Source organism: Pedobacter sp. Leaf216, assembly GCF_001421515.1.
GTDB lineage: Bacteria > Bacteroidota > Bacteroidia > Sphingobacteriales > Sphingobacteriaceae > Pedobacter.
This window is the reverse complement of the sequence record NZ_LMKM01000012.1, coordinates 20,244-47,121: the sequence shown is the minus strand read 5'-3', so window position 1 is coordinate 47,121 and position 26,878 is coordinate 20,244. Positions and strand designations below refer to the sequence as shown.

The following is a 26,878-nucleotide window of genomic DNA, read 5'->3' as shown; positions in this document are numbered from 1 at the left end:
CCTTAAAAATATAAATCGGATGGTGCATACCATTCGATTTTCTTATTTTTGTATCGTTCAAATTGTAAATAAAAAACTAAGATAATGTATCCAGAATATTTAGTAGAGCCAATGCGTAAGGAATTAACTAACGTAGGTTTTCAAGAATTAAAAAATGCAGAAGATGTAGATCAAGCGATTAAAGGCGAAGGAACTGTGTTGGTAGTGGTGAATTCGGTTTGTGGTTGTGCGGCAGCAAATGCGCGTCCGGCAGCCAGAGCAGCAGCAGCACACGAAAAACATCCTGATAAATTGGTTACTGTATTTGCAGGTATGGAAAAAGAAGCTGTAGATCAGGCAAGAAATTACATGATGCCTTTCCCTCCGTCATCTCCGGCAATGGCGTTATTTAAAGATGGTAAATTGGTACATATGATCGAGCGTCATCAGATTGAAGGCAGACCAGCACAAATGATTGCTGATAACCTGATTGGAGCTTTTGAGCAATATTGCTAACGATTAATTGCGCAGTTATTGGGTTACACCAATAAGAAAGTATTTAAATTATAATGAAATGGTGAATGGAAACATTCACCATTTTGCGTTTAATGGAGAAGATTAGCTTATTGTCTTGCGGCCATCATGCTAAAATCATTTCAGCATCCTACAGGTAATATTAATATCCTGAAATGAATTCAAGGTGACGATGCGAATAAAATTTCTTAAGTTGTGCTTGCTAAAAATCCTTGTTTAATAATTTCTCCAGTTCCCCGAAAGAAACATTCATTCTTACCCTGCCTTGTTTGGCATATGATATTTCTCCGGTTTCTTCAGATATAATTACAGCAACAGCATCTGTTGTTTCCGAAACACCAATGCCTGCCCGATGCCTTAATCCAAATTGTGATGGCAGTTGATCATTGTCCGTTAAAGGCAAAATACAACTCGCACTTTTAATTTTATTTTCCGAAATCACTACGGCACCGTCATGTAAAGGACTGTTTTTTTGGAAAATACTTTCTAATAAACGTTTCGATATTTTAGCGTCTACAAGTTCGCAGCTATTTGCGAAAAATTGTTCATCGTAAAATTTAACAAAAACGATTAATGCACCTGTACGTGTTTTTTTCATGCTTTTGCAAGCATCAATAATTGGTTTTATGCGTGTTAAATTATTTCTTTCAATCTCCTTTCTGCCAAATAAATAACCCCACCAGGCTTTGTTTTTCTGGAGAAACGCATTTTTTCCTATCAGCAAAAGAAAACGCCTAATTTCCGGGTGGAAGATCACAATCAGCGCAATAATGCCCACACTCATAAATTTCTCTATGATAGCGGTTAACAATTCCATGTGCAATGCTTTCACTATCCAGTAAAAAACTGTAATAATAAACATCCCAACGAGCAGGTTAACGGCTAGCGTATTGCGGATAAGGGTGTAAACGTAATAAATTAATAAGGCTACTAAAATGATATCAACGATATCAGTTGGCGATACTTTAAGGAAGTCGAAATCAAAACCTTTCATTAATGGCAAGATAGTAAAATGCTTTTCAGTTTACAAGATTAGGTTAATTGTTTAGGAAGGATCGTAACCCTAAATTTATTTCAGGGTTATTGCTCAAAAATAGATGTTGAAACAAGTTTAGCAGGATGAATTGAAGGAGAATTTAGCAGCGTGCCCGAGTTTTATATAAAAATTATGGACAAACATTAACCAGTTAACCTCTCTACTAACTTTACACATTCCACCGCCTCTTTTACATCATGTACCCTTAAAATCCCTGCGCCTTTTTGCAGAGCGATGGTATTAAGTACCGAAGTTCCGTTTAGTGCATTTGCGGCAGAAGTGCCAAGTGTTTTGTAAATCATTCCCTTACGCGAGAAACCCACCAACAGCGGAAGTTTAAAAATTTTAAAATCTTCTAAATGTTTAAGCAGTTCGTAATTGTGTTCGGTAGTTTTTCCGAAACCAAAACCAGGGTCAATAATTACATCATGGATATGCAGTGCCTTAAGCGACTCTACTTTTTTTGCAAGGTAATCGATTACCTCTAGCAACACATTGCCATACATTGGATTTTGATGCATGTTTTGAGGCTTACCTTTCATGTGCATAATCATATAAGGCACTTGTAGTTTGGCCACGGTTTCGAACATCAGTTCGTCCATATCACCCGCAGCAATATCGTTAATGATATGTGCGCCAGCCAAAATGGTTTCTTCTGCAACTTTAGCCCTAAAGGTATCTATAGAAATTATGGCTTCGGGAAAGGTTTTTGCTAAACCTTCTATCACCGGTACCAATCGCGCTACTTCCTCGCTCGTGCTAATATCTTTGGCTCCAGGCCTCGAAGAATATCCGCCAACATCAATAAATGTAGCACCTTCGCTTAAAAACTGATCAGCTTTGGTTAAGGCTTCATCCATTGTTTTTGTGCGGCTGTTGCTATAAAAGGAATCTGGCGTAATATTTAAAATACCCATCACTTTTGGCGTACTTAAATCGATAAGTCTACCGTTTACGTTTAAGCTCTGTTTGGGCTCAAAAAAGTTTTTTTCTGCCATAATAAACCCTCACGGGATTTGGGTTTCGCTTTAAAAATGTATCTTTAGCTTTTGTTTTTTCACGACAAAAATACATTAAAAACTAAATAATTATTGGCTTTGGCACAAACAAATACCTCTACCGAATTTGATGAAGTGATTGCAGTTTGCAGATCATTATTTTTAAAAAAAACTAAAGATTATGGCACTGCATGGCGGATTTTAAGACCAAGTTCGATTACTGATCAGATTTTTATTAAAGCACAGCGCATACGTACTTTGGAAGAAACAAAAGTTAATAAAGTAGGGGAGGGAGTGGTATCCGAATATATCGGCATTGTAAACTATTGCGTAATTGCTATGATGCAGCTTGAACTTACAGCATACGAGCCCAATGAACTGCCTTATGAGGAGGTTGAAAAGAGATTTGAAGAAAAAGTTACTGAAACCAAGGATTTAATGTTTGCCAAAAATCACGATTATGGTGAAGCCTGGCGCGATATGCGGATCAGTTCGTTAACAGACCTGATTTTAATGAAAATTTTTAGGGTTAAACAAATAGAGGATAACGAAGGGCAAACGCTGGCTTCTGAGGGTGTTAACGCGAATTATCAGGATATGCTGAACTATTCGGTTTTTGCATTGATCAAACTTGGTGTTAAATAGTATTACCAGTAATTGCCTATAAAATAGATACATACAGATGCGGAATATACTTTTAAGATTCTCAAGGATTTTTGTCGGTGCTTTATTCATATTTTCAGGGTTGATCAAAGCAAACGATCCGCTTGGTTTTGGCTATAAACTTCAGGAATACTTTGAGGTTTTTCATATGAATTTTTTAAGTGGAATGGCCACTGGTATTGCTATTTTACTTTGTACCTTAGAAATTGTACTCGGCGCGCTATTGCTTTTGGGTTTCTGGAGTAAAAAGGTAGCCTGGGGATTGTTATTGTTAATTATCTTTTTTACGCTATTAACATTTATCTCTGCGGCGTTTAAGGTAGTTACCAGTTGCGGCTGTTTTGGCGATGCCATTCCGCTTACCCCATGGCAGTCGTTTAGTAAAGATCTTGTTCTACTGGTATTGATCATCGTAATTTTCCTAAATAAGAATCTCATCCAGCCGATTTTCAGTAAAGAAGCAACTCAGCGTAATATTGCCATTGCCGTAACGCTTGTTTCCTTAGGCTTCGGACTTTACACTTACAATGTACTTCCAATTATCGATTTCCTGCCTTATAAAGTGGGTGCACACCTTCCATCGTTAATGGTGATCCCTCCGGGAGAAAAACCAGATGAATTTGAGATCATATATCACTTAAAAAACAAGAAAACAAAAGAAGAAAAGGATATGAGTGATAAGGCTTACCTTAAAACTGAAATCTGGAAGGATAACAATTGGGAAATTATTGGAGAGCCGACAAAAAATTTAGTGAAAAAGGGTTTCGAACCTAAAATTAAAGATCTTAATATTACTGATGCCTCCGGTACCGATTACACCAAAGAACTGATCGAAAACCCGTACTACAATTTAATTTTAGTAGCTTACGATCTTCATGCCACAAATGAATCTGCCATTGGAAAGCTAAATGCACTTGCCTTAAATGCTACGCAACAGTTTAATATCCGTACGGTGTTGCTAACTTCCAATTCTGCTCAGGATGCGCAGGCATTCATTAAAAAGAATAACTTGTTTTCAGAAGTATTTTATGCTGATGCCGTTCCGCTTAAGAGTATGGTAAGGGCAAATCCGGGTGTTTTATTGATGAAAAATGGTGTAATAATTAATAAATGGCATTTTCATAACGTACCAACTTTCGATCAGCTCAGTAGAAAATATTTCGATAAATAAATATGATTGGATACGCATTAAAAAAGCTCTTGTACGGCCTGCTTGTAATGGGTGGGGTAATACTCGTGGTTTTTGTGCTGTTTAATATTTTACCAGGCGATCCTGCCCGGATGACAATGGGGCAAAGGGCCGATGTACAGTCTCTTGAGGCTGTACGTAAAGAATTTGGTTTAGATCGTTCCAAACCTGTACAGTTTGTTTTGTACATCAATGATTTATCGCCAATCAGTATCTTGGATAATGATAGCGCCAGCATGAAAAAATACCATTATGCAAAACTGATCAGTTTTGATAAGAAGGTGCTGGTTGCAAAATGGCCTTATCTGCGCAGTTCATACCAAACCAAACGTGATGTAACCGCAATACTTTCCGAAACCGTTCCCAATACATTTATTCTTGCTTTAACAGCAATGATTTTTGCCACGATAATTGGTGTTTTTTTAGGTGTGCTGTCTGCAGTTTATAAAGATTCATGGATTGATAAATCGGCCAATGCATTTGCCATTTTGGGCATATCGGCACCTTCTTTTTTTGCCGGGATTATAATTGCCTGGCTGTTCGGTTTTGTGCTGAGCAATTACACCGGACTAAAAATGAGCGGAAGTTTATATTCTTACGATCCTTTTAACGGCGAAGTGTTAACCCTTAGAAATTTATGGCTACCAATGATTACGCTTGGCTTAAGGCCTTTAGCCATTATTGTACAGCTTACCCGAAGTGCCATGCTGGATGTGCTTGCACAGGATTATATCAGAACCGCAAGAGCCAAAGGTTTAAGCAGAAATGCAATAATTTATAAACATGCTTTAAAAAATGCGATGAACCCAGTAATTACGGCTATTTCAGGATGGTTTGCTTCATTGCTTGCCGGTTCGTTTTTTGTGGAATATATTTTTGGCTATAATGGTTTGGGAAGAACAACAGTAACCGCTTTGGAAATGTCTGATTTTCCTGTGGTAATGGGATCTATTCTTTTTATTGCTTTCGTATTTGTGATAATCAACATAATGGTTGATATATTATATGCCTATGTGGATCCAAGGGTTAAATTAAGTTAAGCCATGCGCGAAGAAGAAATTATAAATTATACTGAACTCGCAGATCAGCGTATCATTGAGATTTTTAAGCTTACAACCATCGAAATGCCTGATGCAGAACGTTTGTTCAGCCATGTTTTAAATGCCCAGCACATTTGGGCACACCGTATTTCCGGGCAGAAACCAGAATATAGTGTTTGGGACATTCATAATAAAAATAATTTTGAAGGTATCGCTGCGGATAATATCAGGTTGATCAGGATCGCACTACTAGACAATACTTTAGATAAAAGGATTGCATATAGCAACTCGCAAGGTGTAAAGTATGAGAACCAATTGGATGAAATTTTATTTCATTTATTTAACCATTCTACTTATCATCGAGGACAGGTTGTTACCTTACTTAAAAGATATGGTTTTACGCCACCTGTAACAGATTATATAATGTTAAAACGCGACCAGTTATTGTAGGTCGGTAATAAAAATACAAATGAAGATTTTCCTCATCGGATATATGGGCTGCGGCAAAAGTACAAAAGCTAAACAGCTGGCACATCGGTTAGAATGCCCGGTAATAGATCTTGATGCCGAAATTGTTTCAAAAACCGGTAAAACCATTGCCGAATATTTTGCTGAATTTGGAGAAAATGGTTTTAGAGATTACGAAAGTGAAATGCTTAAAACCTTCGATTATCCAGAAACCTGTGTGGTAGCTACCGGAGGCGGATTGCCATGTTTTTTTGATAATATGGAATGGATGAATGCCCACGGTGAAACGGTTTACCTGCAAATGGAACCTGCTGCCCTGGTTTCGCGCTTGCATAACCGTCAAAAGCGGCCCTTAATTAAAGATTTAAATGATGAACAGCTTTTAGAGTTCATTAAAGAAAAACTAAAAGAACGTGATCCTTTTTATACAAAGGCAAAATTTATTGTAGATGCATTCGATTTAGATGGTGAAAAATTGGAAGAAGCGATTAAGCATAATTGATATATTTTCTCGATAAAAAAAATTCTTCTTTTTAGAATTCTTTTAATGATCAATAACTAATGCACTACTGCATCAATTTCATCATCAATTATCTTAGCAGATAGCAAAGCAAGCGGAATTCCACCACCCGGATGTACGCTACCACCACAAAAATATAAGTTTTTAACTTTCGAACTAAAATTAGAATGCCTTAAAAAGGCAGAAAACTGATTGTTGGAGCTGTTTCCATATAGTGCGCCTTGATAGGAACCGGTTTTGCTTTCTATGCTTCTGGGATCGAGGATTTGCTCAGAGATAATGTCCTTTTCAATATTCCGGTTCAATATCCGGCTAATTTTTTTTATAATATTTACACGAGCTTCTTTAATTAACAAATCCCAGTTTTGGTTGTTATTTGCAGGAACATTAATCATTACAAACCAATTTTCACTATCTAAAGGTGCATCACCCCTGATGTGTTTAGCAGTGATGTTAATGTAAACCGTAGGATCGTTAGCAATGGTTTTGTCTTTCCAGATGGAATTGAACTCTTTGTGATAATCTGCTGTAAAAAAGATATTGTGCAAGCCTAAATCACTGTAATTTCCATCCATTCCCCAATAAAAAATCAATGCAGAACTGCTACGCTCCTGATTGAGAAGTTTTTGAGGTTGCGGTATCTGTTTAAGTAAATTTTTATAAGTAAACCAAATGTCGAGGTTAGAGATAACGGCATCTGCAAAATGGGTTTTATCATTAACTTTAATGCCGCTTATTTTTGGTTTATTCCCGTTCGTATGTATGATTTCTTCAACTTTTTGGTTGTAGTGAAATTTCACGCCCAATTCTTCCGCTAACTTTACTAAGGCCGTAACTATGCCATACATGCCATTTTTAGGGAGAAAAGCACCAAAATGGTATTCGAAATGCGGAATTACATTTAATGTAGCTGGTGCCTGATAAGGATTTGAACCATTGTAAGTGGCATAACGGTTAAAAAGCTGTGCTATTCTATCATCTTTAAAAAATGATTGGTTTGCTTTTGCCTGAGTTCTAAATGCATCGATCTGCCCGAACCGGAAAATAGATTTTAAGGTATCCCAATGGAGGTAACTTTTCAGCTTATGCAAACTTCTTTCCAGAAATACACGGTGGGTAACCTCGTAAATGGTTTTGCTTTTATTTAAGAAGCGCTCAATTTCTGTTGTGGTAGAGTCAGTTTTTTCTTCAATTTGTTGTGCAAATTTATTAAGATCAGTACTTGCATTTAACCTTAAACCATCTTCATAAAAATAACGGCAAATCTCTTTTAGTTTAATGTATTCGAAATAATCTTCAGGCTTTTTACCTGCCAGTTTAAAAAGTTCATCAACATACTGCGGCATGGTAAAAAGACTCGGACCGGCATCAAACCTAAATCCGTTCATACTTATTTCAGTTAGTTTACCCCCGGGTTTAGCATTGGCTTCAAAAACGTCAACTGTGTAACCCTTTACGGCAAAGCGTATGGCAGAGGCAATTCCTGCAATTCCGGCACCGATAACTATTGCTTTTGGTTTAGGCATCAAACTAATTCAACTCCTTTAAATACACATTCGTTTGTTTTTCAATCTCGCTGCTGGCAAATTTAATGGCCGAGCCAACTCTTGTAGTTTGTGGTTTTACAGGCATTTTATTCACCGTTGCCAGGGCATCTATATACCATTTGGCCCAAACTTCGATAATGTGTTTTTCATCCTTTGGCAGTTTACCCCCGATAATTGCTTTCTTGCTCAATTCAAACTCAGTTTTTAAACGAATTAATGCATCAGTTTTAACCTGAGCAACAGTAGCAATTGCTGTATTTTCATCTGCAGAAATTAAAGTGTAAGCAGCAGTTAAACCACTTATCCCAACATTTTTCATCTCTGTTGATGAAACTTTATCGATGCGGTCGTTATCTGTGTGGTAATATACATCTGTGAAGTGCCACATTAGTAAACCCGGAATTTTGTTCTGCAAAAATGGGGTATGGTCGCTGCCACCTTCAAACGGATTATAATTTACCGTCCAGTTGGCAAATTTTCCCTGCGCTTTGCAGATGTCGAAAATAAAATCGTTAAAGTAGTGCGGAAAAAGGTCTTTTTCGCTAACATCTCCTGCTCCCCATTCGGTATGTTTATCCGTGCCCCTTGTCCAGATGGCCGATGGATCTGGCATTTTCTCAATCAGAAAAGAGCCCCCTGTTTTTTTAGTATCCTCGCCAACCATATCCAAACTCATTCCCCACATAATGCCTTTTGCGCGTGTAGTATCTTCAGTTATGTACCTTCGGGTAGATACAATTTCATCGCCCCACAAAAAAGTTAAGGTACGTTTGGGGTTTATCTTTTTAGCCTGATACAATTCTGCAGTTAGCCTTGCCATTTCGGCCAATGTGCCAACACCGCTGGCATTATCATTTGCGCCAGGCTCTTGAACGTGGGCACTGAAAACAAAACGTTCGTTAGGGTTAATGCTGCCTTTAACGTTTGCAACAATTGTTAATTCCTCCGAAGGATAAATTTTAGTCTGAATGTTAACTTTTAATTTGGTATTGCCTTTTAAACAGGCTGTTTTTAATTTTTCTTTAGCCGCATAAGATAAAAGCAAGGTCCATACCTCACTATTGGCTTTCATGCTTCCGAACTGAATAGAGGTTTGATGAAGTTCTGGTTGGGTGTATTTAGGCATCGAATAACCCAATACACCGATTGCTCCTGCTTTGGTGGCAATTTGAAGTAAGCGTGATGGATTTGCCTCAGCAAATAAAATTTTACCTTTTAAGTCCAATTTTTCTATTTCAGCAGGTGTTGTGTTAGCGATGTAAACCACATCTGCCGTAACACCTCCCTCAGTGGTAGATACGCAATTAATCGGGATCATATTGCGGTTGGTTTTGTAAGAAATAAGCGGCTGGGATTCTCCTATAATATCAATATTGGCATCAACAGGCTCCCAGGTGTTATTTTTCATTGCTCGTTTTTCGATGCGATACGTTAAAGGAGCTTCTGATTCATTTTGTTTCTGCTCTACAAAACCAGCTTTTTTTAGGATATTTTCTACATAATGGATACTTGCATTAAAGCCTGTGTTGCCAGGTACACGAAAATATTTCTGTACAAAAGCAGTGGTTTCGAAGGCGTTATTTTCTTGAAAGCCAGCTCTTGTCAGTTTAAAATATCCTTCTGTAGGGTTTTGGGCATAACTGGCCAATCCCGTTAAAAGCAGTGCAAAAAGTATCTTCGTTTTCATAATTATTTATAAAAGCGAAAGATACTAAGAATATTTAATGTTACTTATGCGTACCGTTTGCCGGTTTTACGCTTCAAGCCTTCATCAACTGATAATGGTCCGGAGCCCACCACCCAGAACATGATCAGCAGGAATAAAACCAATACTGAAAACCATAATTCTGAATTCGGACCAGAAAAGCCAGGCGTAAGGTTAACAAAAAATACGGCAAACAATAAGATCGGGATTTGAATTACAACGGCAAATCGGGTAACTAATCCCAAAGTAATCAAAACACCGCCAACCAAATGTGCAAATGCAACAACATGAATGGCGACGCTGATTAACATGCCCGAAAAACCAAAAACGTTATTTTGTGTAATCATGTTCTGAAGTACTGAAGTATCGCTAATAAAAGAAACACCTTTTCCAAAAATGATCAGGCCGAGTACAATCCTAAGATAATCCAGCCATTTTGAGTGATGAACATCTCCCCAATGTTCAATTTTACGGATAACGTTCATAATGAAACTCCATTTTTATGTGAATGATATATTAAGTTACGGATTTTAATTGATTTAACAAATAATGTGTTGAAAATCAATACTTCACACTATAATTTTAGGATTTAGTAATGCTTTTACCTATTGATGTAAAATTAACATAAAATTAATTTATACCGTTTTGGTTTTTGGTATAAAATTAGTAGTATTGCTTAAATAGATAGGTTTTTTATCATGAGCAAAGAAATATTAGAGTTTTCTGTACAGGTAGATGAAAAATTTGACTTGAAATTTAATTGGCTGGATGGTTTTTGGGGAGCAGCGTTTAAATTTTTTGGAAAATAATTTCTAACATCAACAATATTTTATCAGGTATTTTAAACTGAGTGGAAAAATATTGCCTAATCTTTTACACGCACTTATTTTCTTGCGCTTTTGAGCATTATCTTTTCAATTATTTATATTCATTCCAACTTTAGCATTCAGTTTTAGTCTTTGCCCTTTGGTCTTTCCTCTTTCAGCTTTTAGCCTTATCTTTGCAAAATAATGAGTAGAAGAAAACCAGGTACGGTAACTATTGTTCCAAACGTACAAATAATCGATATTGCTGAAGAAGGAAAAGGTGTAGGCAAAGCCGACGAATTGGTCATTTTTGTTGATAAAGCCGTTCCCGGTGATGTGGTAGATGTTAGGTTAACCAAAAAGAAAAAAAATTTTGCCGAAGCCATCATCGAACAGTTACACGAAAAATCAGCCTTGCGTACCGATCCTTTCTGTCCTCATTTCGGAACCTGTGGCGGTTGCAAATGGCAGCACATGGGCTACGATGCTCAATTAAAGTTTAAACAGAAAAATGTTGAAGCCGCGTTGCAGCGTCTTGGTAAAATAGATACTTCCGGTACTGAACCCATTTTAGGTTCTGCAAAAAACAGGTATTATCGCAATAAGCTCGAATTTACTTTTTCGAACAAACGTTGGTTGGAAAAAACCGATATCGAGCGCGAAGAGGATTTTGATATGAACGCATTGGGTTTTCACGTACCATTGCGTTTTGATAAAATTTTAGATATCGACCATTGTTATTTACAGGATGAGCCCTCAAATTCGATCAGAAATGCCGTACGTAAATATGCATTAGCAAACAGCTTGTCGTTTTACGACCTACGTAACCATGAAGGTGTTTTGCGTAACCTGATTATCCGTACTTCCAGCACAGGTGAAGTAATGGTAGCGGTTGTTTTTGCGTATCCGGAACAGGAGCAGATTGATGGATTGATGAATTTCCTTAAAGCTGAGTTCCCTCAGGTAACCTCATTACTTTATATTGTTAATCAAAAGAAAAACGATACCATTTTCGATCAGGAGGTGATGGTATTTTCTGGCCGCGATCACATTTTCGAAGAAATGGACGGAATAAGGTTTAAAATTGGCGTAAAATCTTTTTATCAAACCAATTCTGAACAGGCTTTTGAACTATATAAAATAACCCGCGATTTTGCCGGATTTAAGGGTGATGAACTGGTTTACGATTTATACACCGGTGCAGGAACCATTGCTAATTTTATAGCCAAAAATGTTAAACAGGTTGTAGGGGTAGAGTATGTACCCACCGCAATTGAAGATGCAAAGTTTAACTCAGAATTAAACGGGATCGACAATACGATTTTTTATGCTGGGGATATGAAAGATATTCTTACATCTGAATTTATCCTTGCGCACGGTAAACCTGATGTAGTAATCACCGATCCACCCCGTGCTGGTATGCACGCAGATGTGGTGCAGCGTTTATTGGAAATGGAATCAGAAAAAATTGTTTATGTAAGTTGTAATGCCGCTACCCAGGCGCGTGATTTGGAGTTGCTGAAAGAGAAGTATGATGTGGTGCGCATTAAACCGGTAGATATGTTTCCGCACACGCAACATGTAGAAAACGTGGTATTGTTGAAATTAAAATAAGGTATAATTGATTGAATGAGAGAATTGAATGTGTCAATTGCCTAAAGATTAAATCATTCAACATTCAATAATTAGTTAGGTATGAATAGAGAAGAATTATTAAGCGCAACGCCAGAAGATAGCGGAGACCCGCAAAAGAAACAGGAAAGTCCGCTGGTAAGTTTAGAGAAAGACCTGGAATTTTATGCTGATGCCATTAAAGAGGTGGCTATAGAAATTATGGTTGAGGGCATTTCTGCCTACCCGATTTTTATTGCACATCAACACGAAGTAAATATCGGCGAACTTATTTTAAATAAAGAAGAACTCAATACCGATTGGACCATACAAGCTTCTACGTTGGAAGAATTTGTAGAAAAAGGAATTATCAGTAAAGAGAAAAAAGATCCGTTTTTAAAGGTTTATAAAAAACCGGAAGATTATATGTGTGTATTCGTAATTGTTCCCGAAGGCGCCAATTTTATTTATTACCCGTATAAGAAAAAATAGTGCGTAATTTGAGTCTATTAATGAAAACGTAAAACTCAATAATCATTAATCTGTATACTCATTATAAAAAAAACGCTGCTTTGCATCCACAAAGCAGCGTATTATCATTAACTAAACTAAACTCTTAATTTACGTGGTGTACTTCTCCGCTTTTCGAACTTGATGTTTTCTTAAGTGAAGCATTTCCTTTATAACTTACATCTCCACCACCACTTGCGCTTGCTTCCAAGCCTTTATTTACATTTAAACTAACGTCAGAACCACCTGAGGCCTGCACTTTTGCATAATCTGTAACCAGTTCATAAGCATTAACATCACTGCCGCCGCTTGATTGTATGGTCATATTTGACGCTTTGCCTTTCAAATCAATATCGCTGCCACCACTGGATTGAACGGAAAGGTCGTTACATGATATAGTCAGTTTTAAGTCTGATCCACCCGAAGAGCGGATAGCCAGTTTATCTGTTTTAATCTGGTTTTGCGTAAAAACATCCGATCCTCCCGACGCTGCAAGTGCATTTAATGTTTTAAAACTTACATAAGCCTTAATTACGCGGTTTTTAAACATGCCGCTCCATTTAATGCCATCTCTAAATTTTATGTTCACATTATCGCCGTTTTGTTCAACAACGATATCGTTAAGGGTTTCTGAATCAGATTTAATGCTTATGCTTTCGCTGTTTCCTTGTGTGAGGTATAAATCTATTCCGCTACTTACGCTTATCCCGCTAAAATTTTTCACAGGGAAATTTTTCGATTCCTGTGCTCTAGCGATATAGCTGGTTACGATCATAAATAAGATTGCGGATGATTTGATAAGGGTTTTCATAATTGTATTTTGTTAAATAATGCTGAACTATCGATTCGCTGTGTTTGCAGGCCGATATTTCATGATTTTGTGTTTTGGTTATTGATTAGACGCATCTCTAAACGAAACGTTGCAAGTAATCGAAATTATTTTTTAAATAGTTTGAATTTCAGGCTTAAAATCGTTCTTTTTGTATTCAATCCTTTTTATACAATGGCATCGCAATTACTTATTCTTAACAAGAAACAGATTCAGCAGAAAATAGACCGCATAGCATATCAGATTTTGGAAGATAACCTGAATGAAAAAGAAATTGTACTTGCCGGCATTTGGGACCGAGGCTATAAACTTGCCGTTAGATTGGAAAAAGTACTTAAAAAGATTTCAGGTTTTAAATTAACCCTTTTGCGCATCGATCTTCAAAAAGAAAGCAGCAAATTGGTCGCTTCAACGGATCTAGACGAAAGCCATTGGAAAAATAAAGTGATTATTATTGTAGATGATGTATTGAACAGTGGTAAAACCTTGGCTTATGGTTTGGGTGTTTTCTTAAATACCCCTCATAAAAAAATTCGTACAGTAGTTCTTGTAGATAGAAGTCATAAAATTTTTCCAATCGCAACTGATTTTGTAGGGTTGGAGCTCGCCACTATATTAAAAGAGCATGTAGATGTGGTGATGGATGTTGAAGGTGAGGAAGACCGTGTGTATTTGAGCTAATTGTTAGGGAGTTGAAGAGGCAAGATGATTTATAGAATAGTTTCAGTTGCTTTATTTCGTTAAATCGTCCTCGTTTGTAGCGAAGATATATGAGAACAGCGATTGTATCGCTAGTACTTAATTTATCCACCACATTATAAATTTGGATCTCACCAATTCTCGTTATAAACGATAACTATGGCTGACTATAACTATTCAGATTTGCAATTAACCTCATTTTTTTGCAATTTCCCCAAATGTATCAACCCAGAAAAAATAATTTAATCTTCAACTTTTTTTCCTGGTACATTCAGTTCATTATCAAGAAAGATTTTTCAGCATTTAATTTCGATAAGCTTCCGGTTAAGCAAGATTCATCTATTTTGATTTTAGCCAATCATTTTAGCTGGTGGGATGGTTTTTTTATTTTTTACATTAATAAAATTGTATTCAAAAAGCAGTTTCATGTGCTGGTAAATGCCGAAAACTATAATAAAGTCGGTTTTCTGAAATACCTCGGCGCTTTTGCTGCCGAAAATAAAGGTAAAGATGTTTTAACAGTGCTTAATTATGCTGGCGAACTGTTAAATGATCCAAATAACATGGTACTTGTGTTTCCCCAGGGGAAATTGTATTCGAACCATGTGAAAAGTATTAGCTTTGAAAAAGGTGTTATGCAGATGATTAATGCCAGTAAAAAGAAAATCAATATTATTTTTGCTGCTACTTTTATAGATTATTTTGCCAATAGGAAACCATCCGCCTATACTTATCTGCAGCAATGGGAGGATGAAGAGTACGTGAGTTTACAGTTATTAAAAAGTGCCTATAATAAACATTACGATCAATCGCTTGTTAAACAAACTCAGATTATTGAATGACAATTTTTATTTACGCAGTTTTAATTTTTCTGGTTATCCGGTTTTCTGTCACCGTTTTTAATTTTCTTTCCAACCCGAAACTGCCCAGGGTGGTTAAGCATTACCATGATAAAGTTTCTATATTGATACCAGCTAGGGATGAGGCGGGTAATATATTGGAATTGTTGAATTCGATAAAAAATCAGGATTATTCCAACTATGAAGTTATTGTTTTGGACGACAATAGCAGTGATGACACTTTTAAGCTAGTAGCTGATTTTTGCTCAACCAATCCACAATTTAAAGTGGTTAAAGGAAATACTCTCACTCCAAACTGGCTCGGTAAAAATTATGCCTGCCATCAGCTCAGCGAATTGGCCACAGGTAAATATCTTTTGTTTATCGATGCAGATGAAACGATTAAGAGAGGGTTGATCAACAGTTTAATTGCGCGTATGGAAATAGGTAACCTGGCTTTATTGAGTGTTTTTACCAACCAGGTAATGCAAACAATTGGTGAGCGCTTAACTGTACCCTTAATGCATTTTATACTTTTAAACTTATTGCCTTTACGTTTGGTAAGATTGTCGAAAAATCCTGCTTTTGCGGCAGCAAGCGGCCAATGTATGTTTTTTAATGCTGGTAATTATAAAGAAAACCAGTGGCATGAACGTGTTAAACACCAGGTTGTAGAAGATGTGGAGATTATGAAACTGGTAAAGCAAGAAAAATTTAATGCGGAAGCACTGCTTGCCAACGGACTGATTTATTGCAGGATGTACAAAAATCTGGGGGAAAGCGTAAACGGTTTTAGTAATAATTTACTTGCGGGTTTTGGTAATAACATCATAATATTATTACTTTACCAGCTTTTGGTAATCGTAGGGCCCTTAATTTTAATACTAAACTTTAATGTTGCTTTACTTGTATTACCATTAACTTTAATAGTATTAAGCAGAATGATGATCTCTTATTTATCCGGACAAAATGTTTTGATCAATATGATTTTGCATCCGTTTCAGATGTTTTTCTTCTTAATCATTTCAATCATCTCTATAAAAAAACATATTTTTAAAACAGGCACATGGAAGGGCAGAACGATCAAAGTGATTTAAAGGTTAAAAGGATTGCAGTTGCGGTAATTATCATTTTTCATTTGGTTGGCTTGTTCGGTTTTTTAATTCCTGCCGCTCAGCCTTATTTCATTAAACTTGTTCCGTTTCATTTATTGCTCATGTTTGCAGTAATTGTTTTTGCATACAATGCCGATGTAAAACGGCTTTTATTATTTGTTTCGGGCGTTTTTCTCTGCGGTTTTTTGGTTGAAGTTTTGGGCGTGCATACAGGGAAAATATTCGGCAGCTATTATTATGGCGATACATTAGGGTATAAAATTGCTGCGGTTCCTTTGCTTATGGGCGTTAATTGGGTGATCCTGATTTTTAGTATCGGCCAGATGATGAAAAGCATGAAGATCAGGAACAGTATTTTAGCCTCCGTTATCGGTGCCTTTGTATTGGTTGGCTTCGATTTCTTTTTAGAGCCCGTAGCCATGAAATTTAATTACTGGCAATGGGACTGGCACGAAATTCCTGTGCAAAATTATGTTGCCTGGTTTATAGTTTCATTAATTTTATTGAAGTTTTACTATGCATTGGGTTTAAAGCAACAAAAATATATCGGCGTAACCATGTTTGCGGCACAGCTAATCTTTTTTGTTGTCTTATACATGACAACCGGAACAAATATTTTTGCTTAATTTTGTTATCTGATTTCGGATAATATAAATAATTATGGAAACACTAATCGTGCAGCCTAAAGATATCAAATAACTTTTGCCAATCGAGGCTGTGTTACAGGTGTTAAATATAACTTTTAAGGAAGAAAAAGGCTAAAAACAACTGGCAATCATTCTTAAATCAGGCGCTAGGGCTTCAATTAAGAAGCTTCAGCAAATATTTGTAAAATTAAGCATTCATCCTTTATCAGGCGTACGTAAACAAGAACAGTTAAAATCTGATTTTTGGCTACTGGTCAAACAAATAAATAAAAAGATAGATTAGTCTATAGGATCAATGAAGAGATTATTACAATTTTTATAATTTCTGCAAAGGAACATTACAACGATAAATAAGTAATCCTGAAAAAAATGAGCAATTTAAACTTACAGGTTAACATCGATAAATCATCAGGCTTTTGCTTTGGGGTAGTATATGCTATCGAAATGGCCGAAGATATTTTAGATAATGAAGGTTATTTATACTGCCTTGGCGATATTGTTCATAACGATGAAGAAGTTGAGCGTTTAGCCAAACGTGGATTAAAAATTATTGATCACGAGGTTTTAAAAAACTTGAGGGATGAAAAAGTGCTGATCAGGGCACATGGCGAAGCCCCTTCAACCTATCAGCTTGCTTTAGAAAACAACCTTACCCTGATAGATGCCTCTTGCCCGGTTGTGCTTAAACTGCAAAACAGGATTAAAAACTCACACGATGATGATGAGCAGGTACTTATTTTTGGTAAACATGGCCATGCCGAAGTAATCGGGTTGCAAGGGCAAACAGATGGTAAGGCGATTGTTTTTCAAGATCTGGCCGAACTAGACAATGTAGATCTTCCAGCTAAATTTACCTTATATAGTCAAACCACTAAAAGCACCGATAAATTTTACCACATTAAAGATGAATTATTAAGTCGTGGTTATGAAGTTAAAGCCAACGATACCATTTGCAGACAAGTATCTAACCGTTACGAAGAACTCGAAGAATTTGTAAGCCATTACGACAGAATTATTTTCGTTTCCGGAAAAAAATCATCTAATGGGAAAGTGCTTTATGATGTTTGTAAAAAGCATAACGATAATTCATATTTCATTTCCAATGTAGAAGAGTTAAATCAAACCTGGTTTAATGAGAATGATAAAGTGGGTATCTGTGGTGCCACCTCTACGCCAATGTGGTTGATGGAGAAAGTTAAAGCTTCGCTGGAGCAGTATTAAATTGTAAGAAGATCTCAAAAGAATTAATAATAGTTTATATAGTAGTATTTTCATCCCGACTGGCTCTCAGTGAATGGAGAGATTTGTTTTGATAGATTCTCGAATTCGTTGCACTTCGCTCCGGATGACTACCACATTATTAAAATAATAGAAATTTGAAAACTATAAACCCACATATCGGAATACTGGTTGCGTTAACCGTAATTGCCTGTTGGTTTATTTCGCTTTATTTTTTGCTTAGCTGGGATTTTGTTTGGAGCAATCCATTAGTTTACCTGATGGTTTTTGTTCAGATGCATTTATATACCGGTTTGTTTATTACAGCCCACGATGCTATGCACGGAACAATTTCTGCTAACAAAACTGCAAATAATTTCATCGGTTACCTTGCTGTTTTTCTTTACGCAGGATTTTTTTACAACCGCTTATATGCCAAACACCACCAGCACCACAGGCGTGTACATACCGAAGATGATCCTGATTTTGCCCCTCATGGTTTTTGGAAATGGTATTTCCGCTTTATGCTAAATTATGTTACGGTAATTCAATTGGTTATAATGGCGGTTGCATTTAATGTATTAAAAATTTGGATTGATCAAAAGAACCTGCTGTTGTTTTGGGTACTTCCATCGCTGATAAGCACTTTTCAGCTGTTTTATTTCGGAACCTACCTACCTCACAAAGGCGAACATGATAATGAATACCATGCAGCCACGTTACAAAAAAATCATTTTATCGCCTTCATAACCTGTTACTTTTTCGGTTATCACTTAGAACACCATCAAAAACCCGCCATGCCCTGGTGGCAGCTTTATAAAACAAAAGGATAATTTTGGTTGTGGAATCTGATGGTAACATCCTACATCAAATTTAAAATATCAAACACTTACACCAAAAATTAAGCTAAAACTCATGATTTGCCGCTGCCCACGGCAGGAAGGTTTCATGATACTCATAATTTGCCGCTGCGCATGGCAGGAAGGTTTCATGATACTCATGATTTGCCGCTGCGCACGGCAGGAAGGTTTCATGATACTCATGATTGGCCGCTGCGCATAGCGCGAAACTTTCATGAGAATTTCCAATTGATACCAATAGCATCAATCAATATTATATAACATTTATCTGACTAAAAATGTCGGCAATCATATGATAAACGTAGGTAAAAAGCAATAAAAAGCCGATATTAGCGGCACAAAACATATTTCTTGTATAGATGAGCAAAAAGGGAATTTTACTGGTAAATTTAGGAACACCTGATAGTCCGGCAACGGCTGACGTTAGAAAATACTTGGATCAATTTTTAATGGACGAAAGGGTAATTGATATCCCTAAATTAAACAGAACATTATTGGTTAAAGGAATTATTGTTCCCTTCCGCAGTCCTAAAACAGCAAAATTATACAAAGAAATCTGGAATGAAAGTGGCTCGCCACTATTGTATTATAGCAGGCTGCAAGCCAAAATGCTGCAAGAAAGATTAGGGAGCGATTACCATGTAGAACTGGCCATGCGTTACCAAAGCCCATCCATAGCATCAGCCTTGGCCAACTTAAAGGCAGGTTTGGTAGAAAGCATACAGGTAATTCCGATGTTTCCGCAATATGCTTCGGCCAGCACCGGGTCGGTAATGCAGCTGGTTATGGAGCTGGTAAGCAAGTGGCCAACAGTTCCGCCAATATCTTTTGTAAATTCTTTTCACGATAACGAATTGATGATTAAAGTATTTGCAGAAAATGCGAAAAAGCATAATGTAGAAAGTTATGACCATGTATTGTTCAGTTTCCATGGTTTGCCAGAGCGCCAGTTGTTAAAGTGCGATCATACCGGCAGTTACTGCTTAAAAACTGCCGATTGCTGTCAAACCTTAAACGATACCAATAAATTCTGCTATTCTGCACAAGGGCATGATACGGCCAGGTTAATTGCTAAAGAATTAAACCTCACAAGAGATCAATATACCGTTTGTTTTCAATCGCGATTGGGTAAGGAGCCCTGGGTGCAGCCTTATACTACTGATGTGCTGAAAAAATTAGCCGCTGAAGGCAAAAAACGCCTGTTGGTTTTTAGTCCCGCTTTTGTGGCCGATTGCTTAGAAACACTTTACGAAATTACGGTAGAATACCACGAAGAGTTTAAAACCTTAGGTGGCGAACATGTTCAGCTGGTAGAAAGTTTAAACGATAGTCCGGTGTTTATTGAGGCACTTGCCGGAATGGTTAAATAATTATAGCTTTAATTATGGCAAATTTTATCATTTTGATGGGCGTTTCTGGAAGTGGTAAAACCGTTATTGGAAAAGCTTTGGCACCAAGGCTAAATGCCGAGTTTATAGATGGCGATAACCTGCACTCGCAACGCAATGTAGATAAAATGGCATCCGGTATTCCATTAACAGATGCCGACCGGTTGGATTGGTTACAGCTGATTGCCAAAGTTGGCCGCGAGCATGCTGCCCATGGTACAACCTGCATCATTGCCTGCTCTGCACTTAAAAAGGCTTACCGCGATTTGTTAAGAACCGATAATGTATCCATCCGTTTTGTTTATTTAAAAGGAAGTTTTGATTTAATCCACAATCGGATAACCAACCGATCTCACCAATATATGCCTTCGAGTTTGTTGAAAAGCCAGTTTGATACATTGGAAGAGCCGCAAACTGATGAACAGGATGTGGTAACGGTTTCCATCGATCAGCGTATCCCCGAAATTGTGGAGGAAATTGCTAAGGCCGATCTGATTTCGTAATCATCAAAATAATTTCATCTGTAGCACCTTTTTGATCTGCCACATATTTTCTGGCTTCATTTGCTGCATTACCATTTGCTGCTAAATTATCAAAAGCGTTTATTAATGCATCAGCTGTTGAGATGCTTTTAGCCGCACCCAGCGCAATTAAATCTTTTGCTTCCTGAAATTTATCGTATTTGGGGCCAAAAATTACCGGTAAACCAAATGCGGCGGCTTCAAGCGTATTGTGTATTCCTGTTCCAAAACCACCACCTATATAAGCTACCTTTCCGTACTGATAGAGCGAAGAAAGCATGCCAATATTGTTTACGATTAGCGTTTGGTGTTCGGCATTTAACGTTTGATCAGACAAACTAAAAATTGAATACCGCACACTATTAACCGGAAACTGTTTCTCAATGCTTTCAATGTGGCTTTCATGTACCTCATGCGGAGCGATGATAAATTTCCAGTCGGGATATTTACCTGGTAAAACCGATAATATTTTTTCATCTTCCGGCCAGGTACTTCCACAAACAAGAGTAGGAGAGTTGCCGATAAAACTTTCAATAATGCTAAGCTGTTTCGGCGATTGTGCATTTTCGTAAACGCGATCGAAACGTGTATCACCATTTATGGTAACATGATTTAAACCGATTGATTTTAACAGGGTTTTGCTCTCATCGTTCTGTACAAAGAAATAGGTAACCGATTTTAAAATATTGCGGTAAAAACCTCCGTACCATTTAAAAAAAGCCTGACTCTCTCTAAATATACCCGATATTACATACAAGGGAATATCCCGCTGTTTCAGTTCCTTAAAGTAGTAATGCCAAAACTCATATTTGGTAAAGATGGCCATTTCTGGATTAATGCTTGTGATAAAACGTTTGGCATTGGCAGCAGTATCAATCGGGAGATAAAACACATCCGCGAGGGCATAATTTTTCCTGATTTCGTAACCTGAAGGAGAGAAAAACGTAACCACTATTTTTTTGTTGGGATAAAGGGTTTTTAATTTCTCTAAAACTGGCCGGCCCTGCTCAAATTCACCCAAAGAAGCGAAATGAAACCATACATGTTTTTCGGCAGGGTTAATTTTTTGAACAATTTGTGTATAAACATTTTTACGTCCGTTTATAAACAGTTTTGCCTTAGGATTAAATAAAGAAAATATCCTGATAAGCAAAGTGTAAACCCGAATTCCGATTATGTAAAGCAAAAGCATTAGTGTAATTTCATATCTTCGTGCCAAGATAAAACGAATATATTTAAAAAGCTTAAAAATATATGGAGCCCTCGCGATTTAGCCTAGCATTCAACGCAATAAATAGACAGATCATGATTGCTTTTATACAGCCAAAATAACTTTAACAGATGAAGATAGCCGTTATTGGTACCGGATACGTAGGTTTAGTTACCGGAACCTGTTTAGCAGAAACAGGAAATGATGTAATATGTGTTGACATTAATGAAGCAAAAGTAAAACAGATGCAGGCAGGAGAAGTGCCGATTTATGAGCCTGGTTTGGATCTTTTGTTCCACAGAAATATTGAGCAGGAAAGATTAACCTTTACCACTAACCTTGCCGATGCCGTAAAAGATGCTCAGATTATTTTTATGGCTTTACCAACGCCTCCGGGTGGAGATGGTGCAGCCGATCTTTCTTATATTTTAGGTGCCGCAAAAGATATATCCAAACTGATTACCGAATACAAGGTAATTGTAAATAAATCAACCGTTCCGGTTGGAACAGCAGATAAAGTTAAAGCAGTTTTTGCAGCAAATACCTCAGTTGAAGTTGATGTGGTTTCTAACCCTGAGTTTTTAAGGGAAGGAGTAGCAGTTGATGACTTTATGAAACCCGATCGTGTGGTTTTAGGAACAAGAAGCGAAAGAGCAAAAAAACTGATGACAGAATTGTATGGCCCATACGTTCGTCAGGGTAACCCGATTCTTTTTATGGATGAGCGTTCTTCTGAGCTGACCAAATATGCTGCAAACTCTTTCCTTGCCACTAAAATTACTTTCATGAACGAAGTTGCAAATCTTTGCGAGCTGGTAGGTGCAGATGTTGATGCCGTAAGAAGAGGTATTGGTTCTGATGACCGTATTGGTAAACGTTTCCTCTTTCCGGGGGTGGGTTACGGAGGTTCATGCTTTCCGAAAGATGTTCAGGCACTGGTAAAATCATCAGATGATTATGCTTACGATTTTCAGATACTAAAATCGGTTATGGAAGTAAATGAGCGCCAAAAAACCATCCTTGTTGATAAGGTACTGAAATACTATAAAGGAAATATAGAGGGTAAACATTTCGCCCTATGGGGATTGGCATTTAAACCCGAAACTGATGATATCCGTGAGGCACCTGCCTTATACATTATTGATGCCCTGGTTAAAAACGGAGCTACTGCTACCGTATTTGATCCGGAAGCAATGGCAAATGTTAAAAATATAATTGGCGATCAGGTACATTATGCTAAAAACCAATATGAGGCACTCGAAAATGCTGATGCACTGTTGATTGCAACAGAATGGTCGGTGTTTAGAAACCCTGATTTTGACAAGATAGACGGCATTTTAAAAAATAAAGTGGTTTTCGACGGTCGAAATTTGTATGATTTGCAAAAAATGATCGATCTTGGCTATTATTATAATAGCATAGGTAGAAAACTAATAGATTAAAATGGGTCAAAAAAGAATATTGATTACCGGTGCGGCGGGATTTTTAGGTTCGCACCTATGTGATCGTTTTGTGAAAGAAGGTTATCATGTTATAGGAATGGATAACCTGATAACAGGCGATATGGCAAATATCGAACACCTGTTCAAGCTGGAAAATTTCGAATTTTACAATCACGATGTTTCCAAGTTTGTACACATTCCCGGTAAGCTTAATTATATCCTTCACTTTGCTTCGCCGGCAAGCCCGATCGATTATCTTAAAATTCCAATTCAAACCTTAAAAGTAGGCTCGCTTGGTACACACAACCTTTTAGGCTTAGCGCGGAATAAAAATGCAAGGATGTTAATCGCTTCAACTTCCGAAGTTTATGGCGATCCTAACGTAAACCCTCAGCCCGAAGAATATTGGGGCAATGTAAATCCGGTTGGCCCGCGTGGCGTTTACGATGAAGCCAAGCGTTTTCAGGAAGCCATTACCATGGCCTACCATACTTTTCATGGGGTAGAAACAAGAATCATTAGAATTTTCAATACTTACGGACCAAGAATGCGCCTTAACGATGGCCGTGTTTTACCCGCTTTTATTGGTCAGGCTTTAAGGGGCGAAGATTTAACCATCTTTGGTGATGGAAGTCAAACACGCTCTTTCTGCTACGTTGATGACCTTATAGAAGGAATTTACCGCTTACTGATGAGTGATTATGCACAACCGGTAAACATTGGTAATCCTGATGAAATTACCATCAAACAATTCTGCGAAGAAATTATTAAACTTACGGGTACCACCCAAAAAATTGTTTATAAAGAACTTCCGCAAGATGACCCTAAGCAGCGCAGGCCCGATATTACCAAGGCTAGAGAGATACTGGGATGGGAGCCAAAAATAGGCCGTGCAGAAGGATTAAAAATTACATACGAATATTTTAAATCATTGCCTCCAGAAGCTTTGGAGAAAATAGAGCATAAAGATTTTACCACATTTAACCGTTAAAATGGCAAAAATATTAGTTACTGGTGGAACAGGATATATAGGTTCGCACACAGCAGTAGAATTACACAACGCAGGATACGAAGTTGTAATTATCGATAACCTTTCCAACTCGAATATTAAAATTTTAACCCAGCTTCATGCCATCACCGGCAAATGGTTCGATTTTCATGAAATCGATCTTCAGGATGCCAAAGCTGTTCAGGAATTTGCAGAAAACAATACTGACATTGATGGAATTATCCACTTTGCAGCTTATAAGGCTGTTGGCGAATCAGTAGAGCAACCGTTAAAATATTACAGAAACAATTTTTACAGTCTGATTAATCTTTTAACCTCATTCAACAGAAAAATAGATTTCGTATTTTCATCATCTTGTACAGTTTACGGTCAGCCAGAAACTTTACCCGTAACAGAAGCTGCCCCAGTACAAAAAGCAGAGTCTCCTTATGGAAACACCAAGCAGATTGCTGAAGAAATTTTAGCAGAAACTGCTGCCGTAACTCCTGATCTTAATGTGATCGCATTGCGTTATTTTAATCCGGTTGGCGCACATGAAACCGCTTTGATCGGTGAATTACCAAACGGTGTTCCTGCAAATCTTGTTCCTTTTATCACACAATCAGCCATTGGTAAACGTGGCCCGATTACAGTATATGGCAATGATTACGATACGCCAGACGGTTCTGCCATCCGCGATTATATTCATGTGGTTGATTTGGCAAAAGCACACGTGGCTGCCATTAAAAAGTTAGAAAAAGGCAACGCAGCAGCTAATTACGATGTTTTCAACATTGGTACCGGAAAAGGTTCTTCTGTACTGGAAATTATTTCGGCTTTTGAAAGGGTAAACGGAGAAAAACTTGAGTATAAAATCGGACCAAGAAGAGCTGGAGATGTTGTAAAGGTATATGGTGATGTGGAAAAATCAAACAAAGAACTCGGTTGGAAAGCCAATCTTGATATCAATGAAATGATGCGCTCGGCATGGGAGTGGGAAAAATACATTAAGGCTAACCCTTTCTAAATGAAGTTATCTGAGCACAAAGATTTAAAAGCCGCCATAACCGAACTACCTCTTAAAGAGAAAGACAAGCTGTTGTTGCGTTTGGTGGCGAAAGACAAAGTGCTTACAGAACATCTTCATTATAAATTATTAGAAAATGAAACCGATTTAGATGATCGGAAAGAACGGATAAAAGCCGATGTAGAAGAACAGATTCCGGAACTGAAAAAACTGAATGCCAAAGAAGCATTGGTAAAAGTAAGGAAGATGATTACATCGGTTAACCACTTTTATAAAGTTACCAAAGATCCGGTTGGTGAGGTAGAACTTAAATTGTATATCCTCAATGCCATTCCTTTCGATTATAAAAAATCAATTTTTGGTTACCGCGATTTTATGATGCTGTTTAGCATTTTTTACCTAAAAACAGTTGCGGTAACCATCAATAAATTTAAGAAACTGCATGAAGATCTGCAGTTCGATTTAAGTGAAGACTTAAATAATTTGCTCGATAAAATCTATTCCTCTAAATTAGCCAGTGCAGCAGAGGCAAGTAATTTGCCAAAAGAGATCAGTTAAAGCTATAACCTACCATAATGTTCGGATTATTTAAAAAGAAAAAAATAGCACCCGAATTTAATTTTTCCGGTATCGGAACAGATATGCACTCACATATTATTCCAGGCATTGATGATGGTGCCCAAAATGTTAAAGATGCCTTAATGCTGGCCAGAAAATTTAAAACTTTAGGGTTTAAAAAGCTGATTGCTACGCCACACATTATGGCCGATTATTTCCGCAATACACCCGATACCATAAACCGAGGCCTGGATACGCTTAGAAAAGGCCTGTTGGATGCAGAAATTGATTTAGAAGTTGATGCTGCTGCCGAATATTACCTTGACGAAACATTAGAAAAAAAAATCAGGCAAAAAGAGGTGCTCACTTTTGGCAATAACTATCTGTTGTTCGAACTTTCTTACATCAATGCCCCGCAAAGCCTGATTGATTTTATTAAAATGATGCAGGATGCCGGATATAAACCTGTATTGGCCCATCCCGAAAGGTATCCTTATTATTATCATTCTTTCGAAAGTTACCACCAGATCAGAGAAACCGGCTGTTTGTTGCAGATGAATAGCATCGCCTTACTAGGATATTATGGTTCGGGAGCGAAAAAAGTAGCAGAAGAAATGGCTGAAAACCATATGGTTGATTTTTTGGGTAGCGATATGCACCATTTAAAACATGCCGCTGCTCTTGAAGATAGTCTCAGTACTCCTTTAATGCAACAACTGCTTACACAACATCAACTTAATAACGTGTTTCTTTAGACCCCTAAATCCCCTAAATGGGACTTTGCTTCACTGACGGTAATAGCAAATCTTTAAAAAAACAGTTTTTAATTTTGTTAGTTAAATAACTTTGGATAGAACTAAACGAAGGGTAAAATATAGATTTACCGTTGCTATATACTCCCTGCAATTAACTCCCCTTTAGGGGCTGGGGG

The 26,878-nt window shown here is 37.3% G+C and carries 29 protein-coding genes; 22 read left to right on the top strand and 7 right to left on the bottom strand.

The window, feature by feature from the left end:
- The first annotated feature begins 84 nt into the window (after positions 1–84).
- Positions 85–495, top strand: coding sequence for a BrxA/BrxB family bacilliredoxin (locus tag ASE74_RS09975; RefSeq protein WP_029275606.1), 411 nt, complete (start codon positions 85–87; stop codon positions 493–495).
- A gap of 220 nt (positions 496–715) precedes the next feature.
- On the opposite strand, the gene cdaA is transcribed toward ASE74_RS09975, so the two are convergent.
- Positions 716–1,507 carry a diadenylate cyclase CdaA gene (gene cdaA, locus ASE74_RS09970; RefSeq protein ID WP_055907998.1) on the bottom strand — a complete coding sequence of 264 codons (792 nt, stop codon included), beginning with the start codon at positions 1,505–1,507 and terminating at the stop codon, positions 716–718.
- Positions 1,508–1,692: 185 nt separating this feature from the next.
- Entirely contained in the window at positions 1,693–2,547 is an 855-nt protein-coding gene (gene folP / locus ASE74_RS09965; protein WP_055907994.1) for a dihydropteroate synthase, read from the bottom strand.
- A 99-nt stretch (positions 2,548–2,646) separates the two neighbouring features.
- Between folP and ASE74_RS09960 the strand changes: the two genes are divergently transcribed.
- The 5 genes from ASE74_RS09960 to ASE74_RS09940 are packed head-to-tail and all read left to right on the top strand — an operon-like array spanning position 2,647 to position 6,409.
- Positions 2,647–3,192 (top strand): DUF1599 domain-containing protein, encoded by a 546-nt coding sequence (locus ASE74_RS09960; protein WP_055909438.1) that lies wholly within the window; start codon positions 2,647–2,649, stop codon positions 3,190–3,192.
- A 37-nt stretch (positions 3,193–3,229) separates the two neighbouring features.
- Positions 3,230–4,381, top strand: a complete 1,152-nt coding sequence (locus tag ASE74_RS09955) for a BT_3928 family protein (RefSeq protein WP_055907991.1) — start codon at positions 3,230–3,232, stop codon at positions 4,379–4,381.
- 2 nt (positions 4,382–4,383) lie between these two features.
- Positions 4,384–5,439: an ABC transporter permease gene (locus ASE74_RS09950; protein WP_055907986.1), complete on the top strand. Its 1,056-nt coding sequence runs from the start codon at positions 4,384–4,386 to the stop codon at positions 5,437–5,439.
- Between the two features lie 3 nt (positions 5,440–5,442).
- Positions 5,443–5,889, top strand: coding sequence for a DinB family protein (locus ASE74_RS09945; protein ID WP_055907983.1), 447 nt, complete (start codon positions 5,443–5,445; stop codon positions 5,887–5,889).
- 19 nt (positions 5,890–5,908) lie between these two features.
- Positions 5,909–6,409 carry a shikimate kinase gene (locus ASE74_RS09940; protein ID WP_055907979.1) on the top strand — a complete coding sequence of 167 codons (501 nt, stop codon included), beginning with the start codon at positions 5,909–5,911 and terminating at the stop codon, positions 6,407–6,409.
- A 56-nt stretch (positions 6,410–6,465) separates the two neighbouring features.
- Here ASE74_RS09940 and crtD read toward each other — a convergent pair whose 3' ends face one another.
- From crtD to ASE74_RS09925, 3 genes are read right to left on the bottom strand one after another with little or no spacing between them, the layout of a single operon-like run.
- Positions 6,466–7,953, bottom strand: a complete 1,488-nt coding sequence (crtD, locus tag ASE74_RS09935) for a 1-hydroxycarotenoid 3,4-desaturase CrtD (protein WP_055907977.1) — start codon at positions 7,951–7,953, stop codon at positions 6,466–6,468.
- 4 nt (positions 7,954–7,957) lie between these two features.
- Positions 7,958–9,661 carry a M28 family peptidase gene (locus ASE74_RS09930; protein WP_055907974.1) on the bottom strand — a complete coding sequence of 568 codons (1,704 nt, stop codon included), beginning with the start codon at positions 9,659–9,661 and terminating at the stop codon, positions 7,958–7,960.
- A gap of 44 nt (positions 9,662–9,705) precedes the next feature.
- Positions 9,706–10,164 carry a DoxX family protein gene (locus ASE74_RS09925; protein WP_055907971.1) on the bottom strand — a complete coding sequence of 153 codons (459 nt, stop codon included), beginning with the start codon at positions 10,162–10,164 and terminating at the stop codon, positions 9,706–9,708.
- 213 nt (positions 10,165–10,377) lie between these two features.
- Between ASE74_RS09925 and ASE74_RS09920 the strand changes: the two genes are divergently transcribed.
- The 3 genes from ASE74_RS09920 (at position 10,378) to ASE74_RS09910 (ending at position 12,588) form a co-directional block, all read left to right on the top strand.
- Positions 10,378–10,488 (top strand): hypothetical protein, encoded by a 111-nt coding sequence (locus tag ASE74_RS09920; RefSeq protein WP_025145553.1) that lies wholly within the window; start codon positions 10,378–10,380, stop codon positions 10,486–10,488.
- 201 nt (positions 10,489–10,689) lie between these two features.
- Positions 10,690–12,099 carry a 23S rRNA (uracil(1939)-C(5))-methyltransferase RlmD gene (gene rlmD / locus ASE74_RS09915; RefSeq protein WP_055907969.1) on the top strand — a complete coding sequence of 470 codons (1,410 nt, stop codon included), beginning with the start codon at positions 10,690–10,692 and terminating at the stop codon, positions 12,097–12,099.
- 81 nt (positions 12,100–12,180) lie between these two features.
- Entirely contained in the window at positions 12,181–12,588 is a 408-nt protein-coding gene (locus ASE74_RS09910; protein WP_055907966.1) for a hypothetical protein, read from the top strand.
- Positions 12,589–12,712: 124 nt separating this feature from the next.
- Here the strand turns inward: ASE74_RS09910 and ASE74_RS09905 are convergent, their stop codons facing one another.
- Positions 12,713–13,417 carry a head GIN domain-containing protein gene (locus ASE74_RS09905; RefSeq protein WP_055907964.1) on the bottom strand — a complete coding sequence of 235 codons (705 nt, stop codon included), beginning with the start codon at positions 13,415–13,417 and terminating at the stop codon, positions 12,713–12,715.
- Between the two features lie 192 nt (positions 13,418–13,609).
- Here ASE74_RS09905 and ASE74_RS09900 point away from each other — a divergent pair, with 192 nt between their 5' ends.
- The 8 genes from ASE74_RS09900 to ASE74_RS09860 all read left to right on the top strand — a co-directional run bounded on the left by ASE74_RS09900 (position 13,610) and on the right by ASE74_RS09860 (position 20,704).
- Positions 13,610–14,116, top strand: coding sequence for a phosphoribosyltransferase family protein (locus tag ASE74_RS09900; RefSeq protein ID WP_055907961.1), 507 nt, complete (start codon positions 13,610–13,612; stop codon positions 14,114–14,116).
- A 236-nt stretch (positions 14,117–14,352) separates the two neighbouring features.
- Positions 14,353–14,976, top strand: a complete 624-nt coding sequence (locus ASE74_RS09895; RefSeq protein ID WP_055907957.1) for a 1-acyl-sn-glycerol-3-phosphate acyltransferase — start codon at positions 14,353–14,355, stop codon at positions 14,974–14,976.
- Entirely contained in the window at positions 14,973–16,070 is a 1,098-nt protein-coding gene (locus tag ASE74_RS09890; protein ID WP_055907954.1) for a glycosyltransferase family 2 protein, read from the top strand. The genes ASE74_RS09895 and ASE74_RS09890 overlap by 4 nt, the downstream gene beginning before the upstream one ends.
- Positions 16,040–16,714 (top strand): carotenoid biosynthesis protein, encoded by a 675-nt coding sequence (locus ASE74_RS09885; RefSeq protein ID WP_055907952.1) that lies wholly within the window; start codon positions 16,040–16,042, stop codon positions 16,712–16,714. Before ASE74_RS09890 ends, ASE74_RS09885 begins: the two co-directional genes overlap by 31 nt.
- A 390-nt stretch (positions 16,715–17,104) precedes the next feature.
- Positions 17,105–17,956 (top strand): 4-hydroxy-3-methylbut-2-enyl diphosphate reductase, encoded by an 852-nt coding sequence (locus tag ASE74_RS09880; RefSeq protein WP_055907949.1) that lies wholly within the window; start codon positions 17,105–17,107, stop codon positions 17,954–17,956.
- A gap of 155 nt (positions 17,957–18,111) precedes the next feature.
- Positions 18,112–18,786: a fatty acid desaturase gene (locus ASE74_RS09875; RefSeq protein WP_055907946.1), complete on the top strand. Its 675-nt coding sequence runs from the start codon at positions 18,112–18,114 to the stop codon at positions 18,784–18,786.
- A gap of 386 nt (positions 18,787–19,172) precedes the next feature.
- Positions 19,173–20,183 (top strand): ferrochelatase, encoded by a 1,011-nt coding sequence (gene hemH, locus ASE74_RS09865; RefSeq protein WP_055907940.1) that lies wholly within the window; start codon positions 19,173–19,175, stop codon positions 20,181–20,183.
- A 14-nt stretch (positions 20,184–20,197) separates the two neighbouring features.
- Positions 20,198–20,704: a gluconokinase gene (locus tag ASE74_RS09860; protein ID WP_055907934.1), complete on the top strand. Its 507-nt coding sequence runs from the start codon at positions 20,198–20,200 to the stop codon at positions 20,702–20,704.
- Here ASE74_RS09860 and ASE74_RS09855 read toward each other — a convergent pair.
- The gene (locus ASE74_RS09855; RefSeq protein ID WP_055907929.1) at positions 20,682–21,914 is read right to left on the bottom strand and encodes a 3-deoxy-D-manno-octulosonic acid transferase; all 1,233 of its coding nucleotides are present in this window, start codon (positions 21,912–21,914) and stop codon (positions 20,682–20,684) included. The genes ASE74_RS09860 and ASE74_RS09855 overlap by 23 nt on opposite strands.
- A gap of 149 nt (positions 21,915–22,063) precedes the next feature.
- Between ASE74_RS09855 and ASE74_RS09850 the strand changes: the two genes are divergently transcribed.
- The 5 genes from ASE74_RS09850 to ASE74_RS09830 are packed head-to-tail and all read left to right on the top strand — an operon-like array spanning position 22,064 to position 26,702.
- Positions 22,064–23,374 (top strand): UDP-glucose/GDP-mannose dehydrogenase family protein, encoded by a 1,311-nt coding sequence (locus ASE74_RS09850; protein ID WP_055907926.1) that lies wholly within the window; start codon positions 22,064–22,066, stop codon positions 23,372–23,374.
- 1 nt (position 23,375) lies between these two features.
- Positions 23,376–24,365, top strand: coding sequence for a UDP-glucuronic acid decarboxylase family protein (locus ASE74_RS09845; RefSeq protein ID WP_055907923.1), 990 nt, complete (start codon positions 23,376–23,378; stop codon positions 24,363–24,365).
- Between the two features lies 1 nt (position 24,366).
- Positions 24,367–25,389: a UDP-glucose 4-epimerase GalE gene (gene galE / locus ASE74_RS09840; RefSeq protein ID WP_055907920.1), complete on the top strand. Its 1,023-nt coding sequence runs from the start codon at positions 24,367–24,369 to the stop codon at positions 25,387–25,389.
- Complete coding sequence (locus tag ASE74_RS09835; protein WP_055907917.1) at positions 25,390–25,947, top strand: hypothetical protein; 558 nt, start codon at positions 25,390–25,392, stop codon at positions 25,945–25,947.
- Between the two features lie 17 nt (positions 25,948–25,964).
- The gene (locus tag ASE74_RS09830) at positions 25,965–26,702 is read left to right on the top strand and encodes a tyrosine-protein phosphatase (RefSeq protein ID WP_055907914.1); all 738 of its coding nucleotides are present in this window, start codon (positions 25,965–25,967) and stop codon (positions 26,700–26,702) included.
- The last annotated feature ends 176 nt before the right edge of the window (positions 26,703–26,878 follow it).

What these genes read in the sequence shown, in the direction of transcription:
- ASE74_RS09975 (WP_029275606.1), top strand. Translation starts at nt 85, where the DNA reads ATGTATCCAGAATATTTAGTAGAGCCAATGCGTAAGGAATTAACTAAC.
- cdaA (WP_055907998.1), bottom strand. Translation starts at nt 1,507, where the DNA reads ATGAAAGGTTTTGATTTCGACTTCCTTAAAGTATCGCCAACTGATATC.
- folP (WP_055907994.1), bottom strand. Translation starts at nt 2,547, where the DNA reads ATGGCAGAAAAAAACTTTTTTGAGCCCAAACAGAGCTTAAACGTAAAC.
- ASE74_RS09955 (WP_055907991.1), top strand. Translation starts at nt 3,230, where the DNA reads ATGCGGAATATACTTTTAAGATTCTCAAGGATTTTTGTCGGTGCTTTA.
- ASE74_RS09950 (WP_055907986.1), top strand. Translation starts at nt 4,384, where the DNA reads ATGATTGGATACGCATTAAAAAAGCTCTTGTACGGCCTGCTTGTAATG.
- ASE74_RS09945 (WP_055907983.1), top strand. Translation starts at nt 5,443, where the DNA reads ATGCGCGAAGAAGAAATTATAAATTATACTGAACTCGCAGATCAGCGT.
- ASE74_RS09940 (WP_055907979.1), top strand. Translation starts at nt 5,909, where the DNA reads ATGAAGATTTTCCTCATCGGATATATGGGCTGCGGCAAAAGTACAAAA.
- crtD (WP_055907977.1), bottom strand. Translation starts at nt 7,953, where the DNA reads ATGCCTAAACCAAAAGCAATAGTTATCGGTGCCGGAATTGCAGGAATT.
- ASE74_RS09930 (WP_055907974.1), bottom strand. Translation starts at nt 9,661, where the DNA reads ATGAAAACGAAGATACTTTTTGCACTGCTTTTAACGGGATTGGCCAGT.
- ASE74_RS09925 (WP_055907971.1), bottom strand. Translation starts at nt 10,164, where the DNA reads ATGAACGTTATCCGTAAAATTGAACATTGGGGAGATGTTCATCACTCA.
- ASE74_RS09920 (WP_025145553.1), top strand. Translation starts at nt 10,378, where the DNA reads ATGAGCAAAGAAATATTAGAGTTTTCTGTACAGGTAGATGAAAAATTT.
- rlmD (WP_055907969.1), top strand. Translation starts at nt 10,690, where the DNA reads ATGAGTAGAAGAAAACCAGGTACGGTAACTATTGTTCCAAACGTACAA.
- ASE74_RS09910 (WP_055907966.1), top strand. Translation starts at nt 12,181, where the DNA reads ATGAATAGAGAAGAATTATTAAGCGCAACGCCAGAAGATAGCGGAGAC.
- ASE74_RS09905 (WP_055907964.1), bottom strand. Translation starts at nt 13,417, where the DNA reads ATGAAAACCCTTATCAAATCATCCGCAATCTTATTTATGATCGTAACC.
- ASE74_RS09900 (WP_055907961.1), top strand. Translation starts at nt 13,610, where the DNA reads ATGGCATCGCAATTACTTATTCTTAACAAGAAACAGATTCAGCAGAAA.
- ASE74_RS09895 (WP_055907957.1), top strand. Translation starts at nt 14,353, where the DNA reads ATGTATCAACCCAGAAAAAATAATTTAATCTTCAACTTTTTTTCCTGG.
- ASE74_RS09890 (WP_055907954.1), top strand. Translation starts at nt 14,973, where the DNA reads ATGACAATTTTTATTTACGCAGTTTTAATTTTTCTGGTTATCCGGTTT.
- ASE74_RS09885 (WP_055907952.1), top strand. Translation starts at nt 16,040, where the DNA reads ATGGAAGGGCAGAACGATCAAAGTGATTTAAAGGTTAAAAGGATTGCA.
- ASE74_RS09880 (WP_055907949.1), top strand. Translation starts at nt 17,105, where the DNA reads ATGAGCAATTTAAACTTACAGGTTAACATCGATAAATCATCAGGCTTT.
- hemH (WP_055907940.1), top strand. Translation starts at nt 19,173, where the DNA reads ATGAGCAAAAAGGGAATTTTACTGGTAAATTTAGGAACACCTGATAGT.
- ASE74_RS09860 (WP_055907934.1), top strand. Translation starts at nt 20,198, where the DNA reads ATGGCAAATTTTATCATTTTGATGGGCGTTTCTGGAAGTGGTAAAACC.
- ASE74_RS09855 (WP_055907929.1), bottom strand. Translation starts at nt 21,914, where the DNA reads ATGCTTTTGCTTTACATAATCGGAATTCGGGTTTACACTTTGCTTATC.
- ASE74_RS09850 (WP_055907926.1), top strand. Translation starts at nt 22,064, where the DNA reads ATGAAGATAGCCGTTATTGGTACCGGATACGTAGGTTTAGTTACCGGA.
- ASE74_RS09845 (WP_055907923.1), top strand. Translation starts at nt 23,376, where the DNA reads ATGGGTCAAAAAAGAATATTGATTACCGGTGCGGCGGGATTTTTAGGT.
- galE (WP_055907920.1), top strand. Translation starts at nt 24,367, where the DNA reads ATGGCAAAAATATTAGTTACTGGTGGAACAGGATATATAGGTTCGCAC.
- ASE74_RS09835 (WP_055907917.1), top strand. Translation starts at nt 25,390, where the DNA reads ATGAAGTTATCTGAGCACAAAGATTTAAAAGCCGCCATAACCGAACTA.
- ASE74_RS09830 (WP_055907914.1), top strand. Translation starts at nt 25,965, where the DNA reads ATGTTCGGATTATTTAAAAAGAAAAAAATAGCACCCGAATTTAATTTT.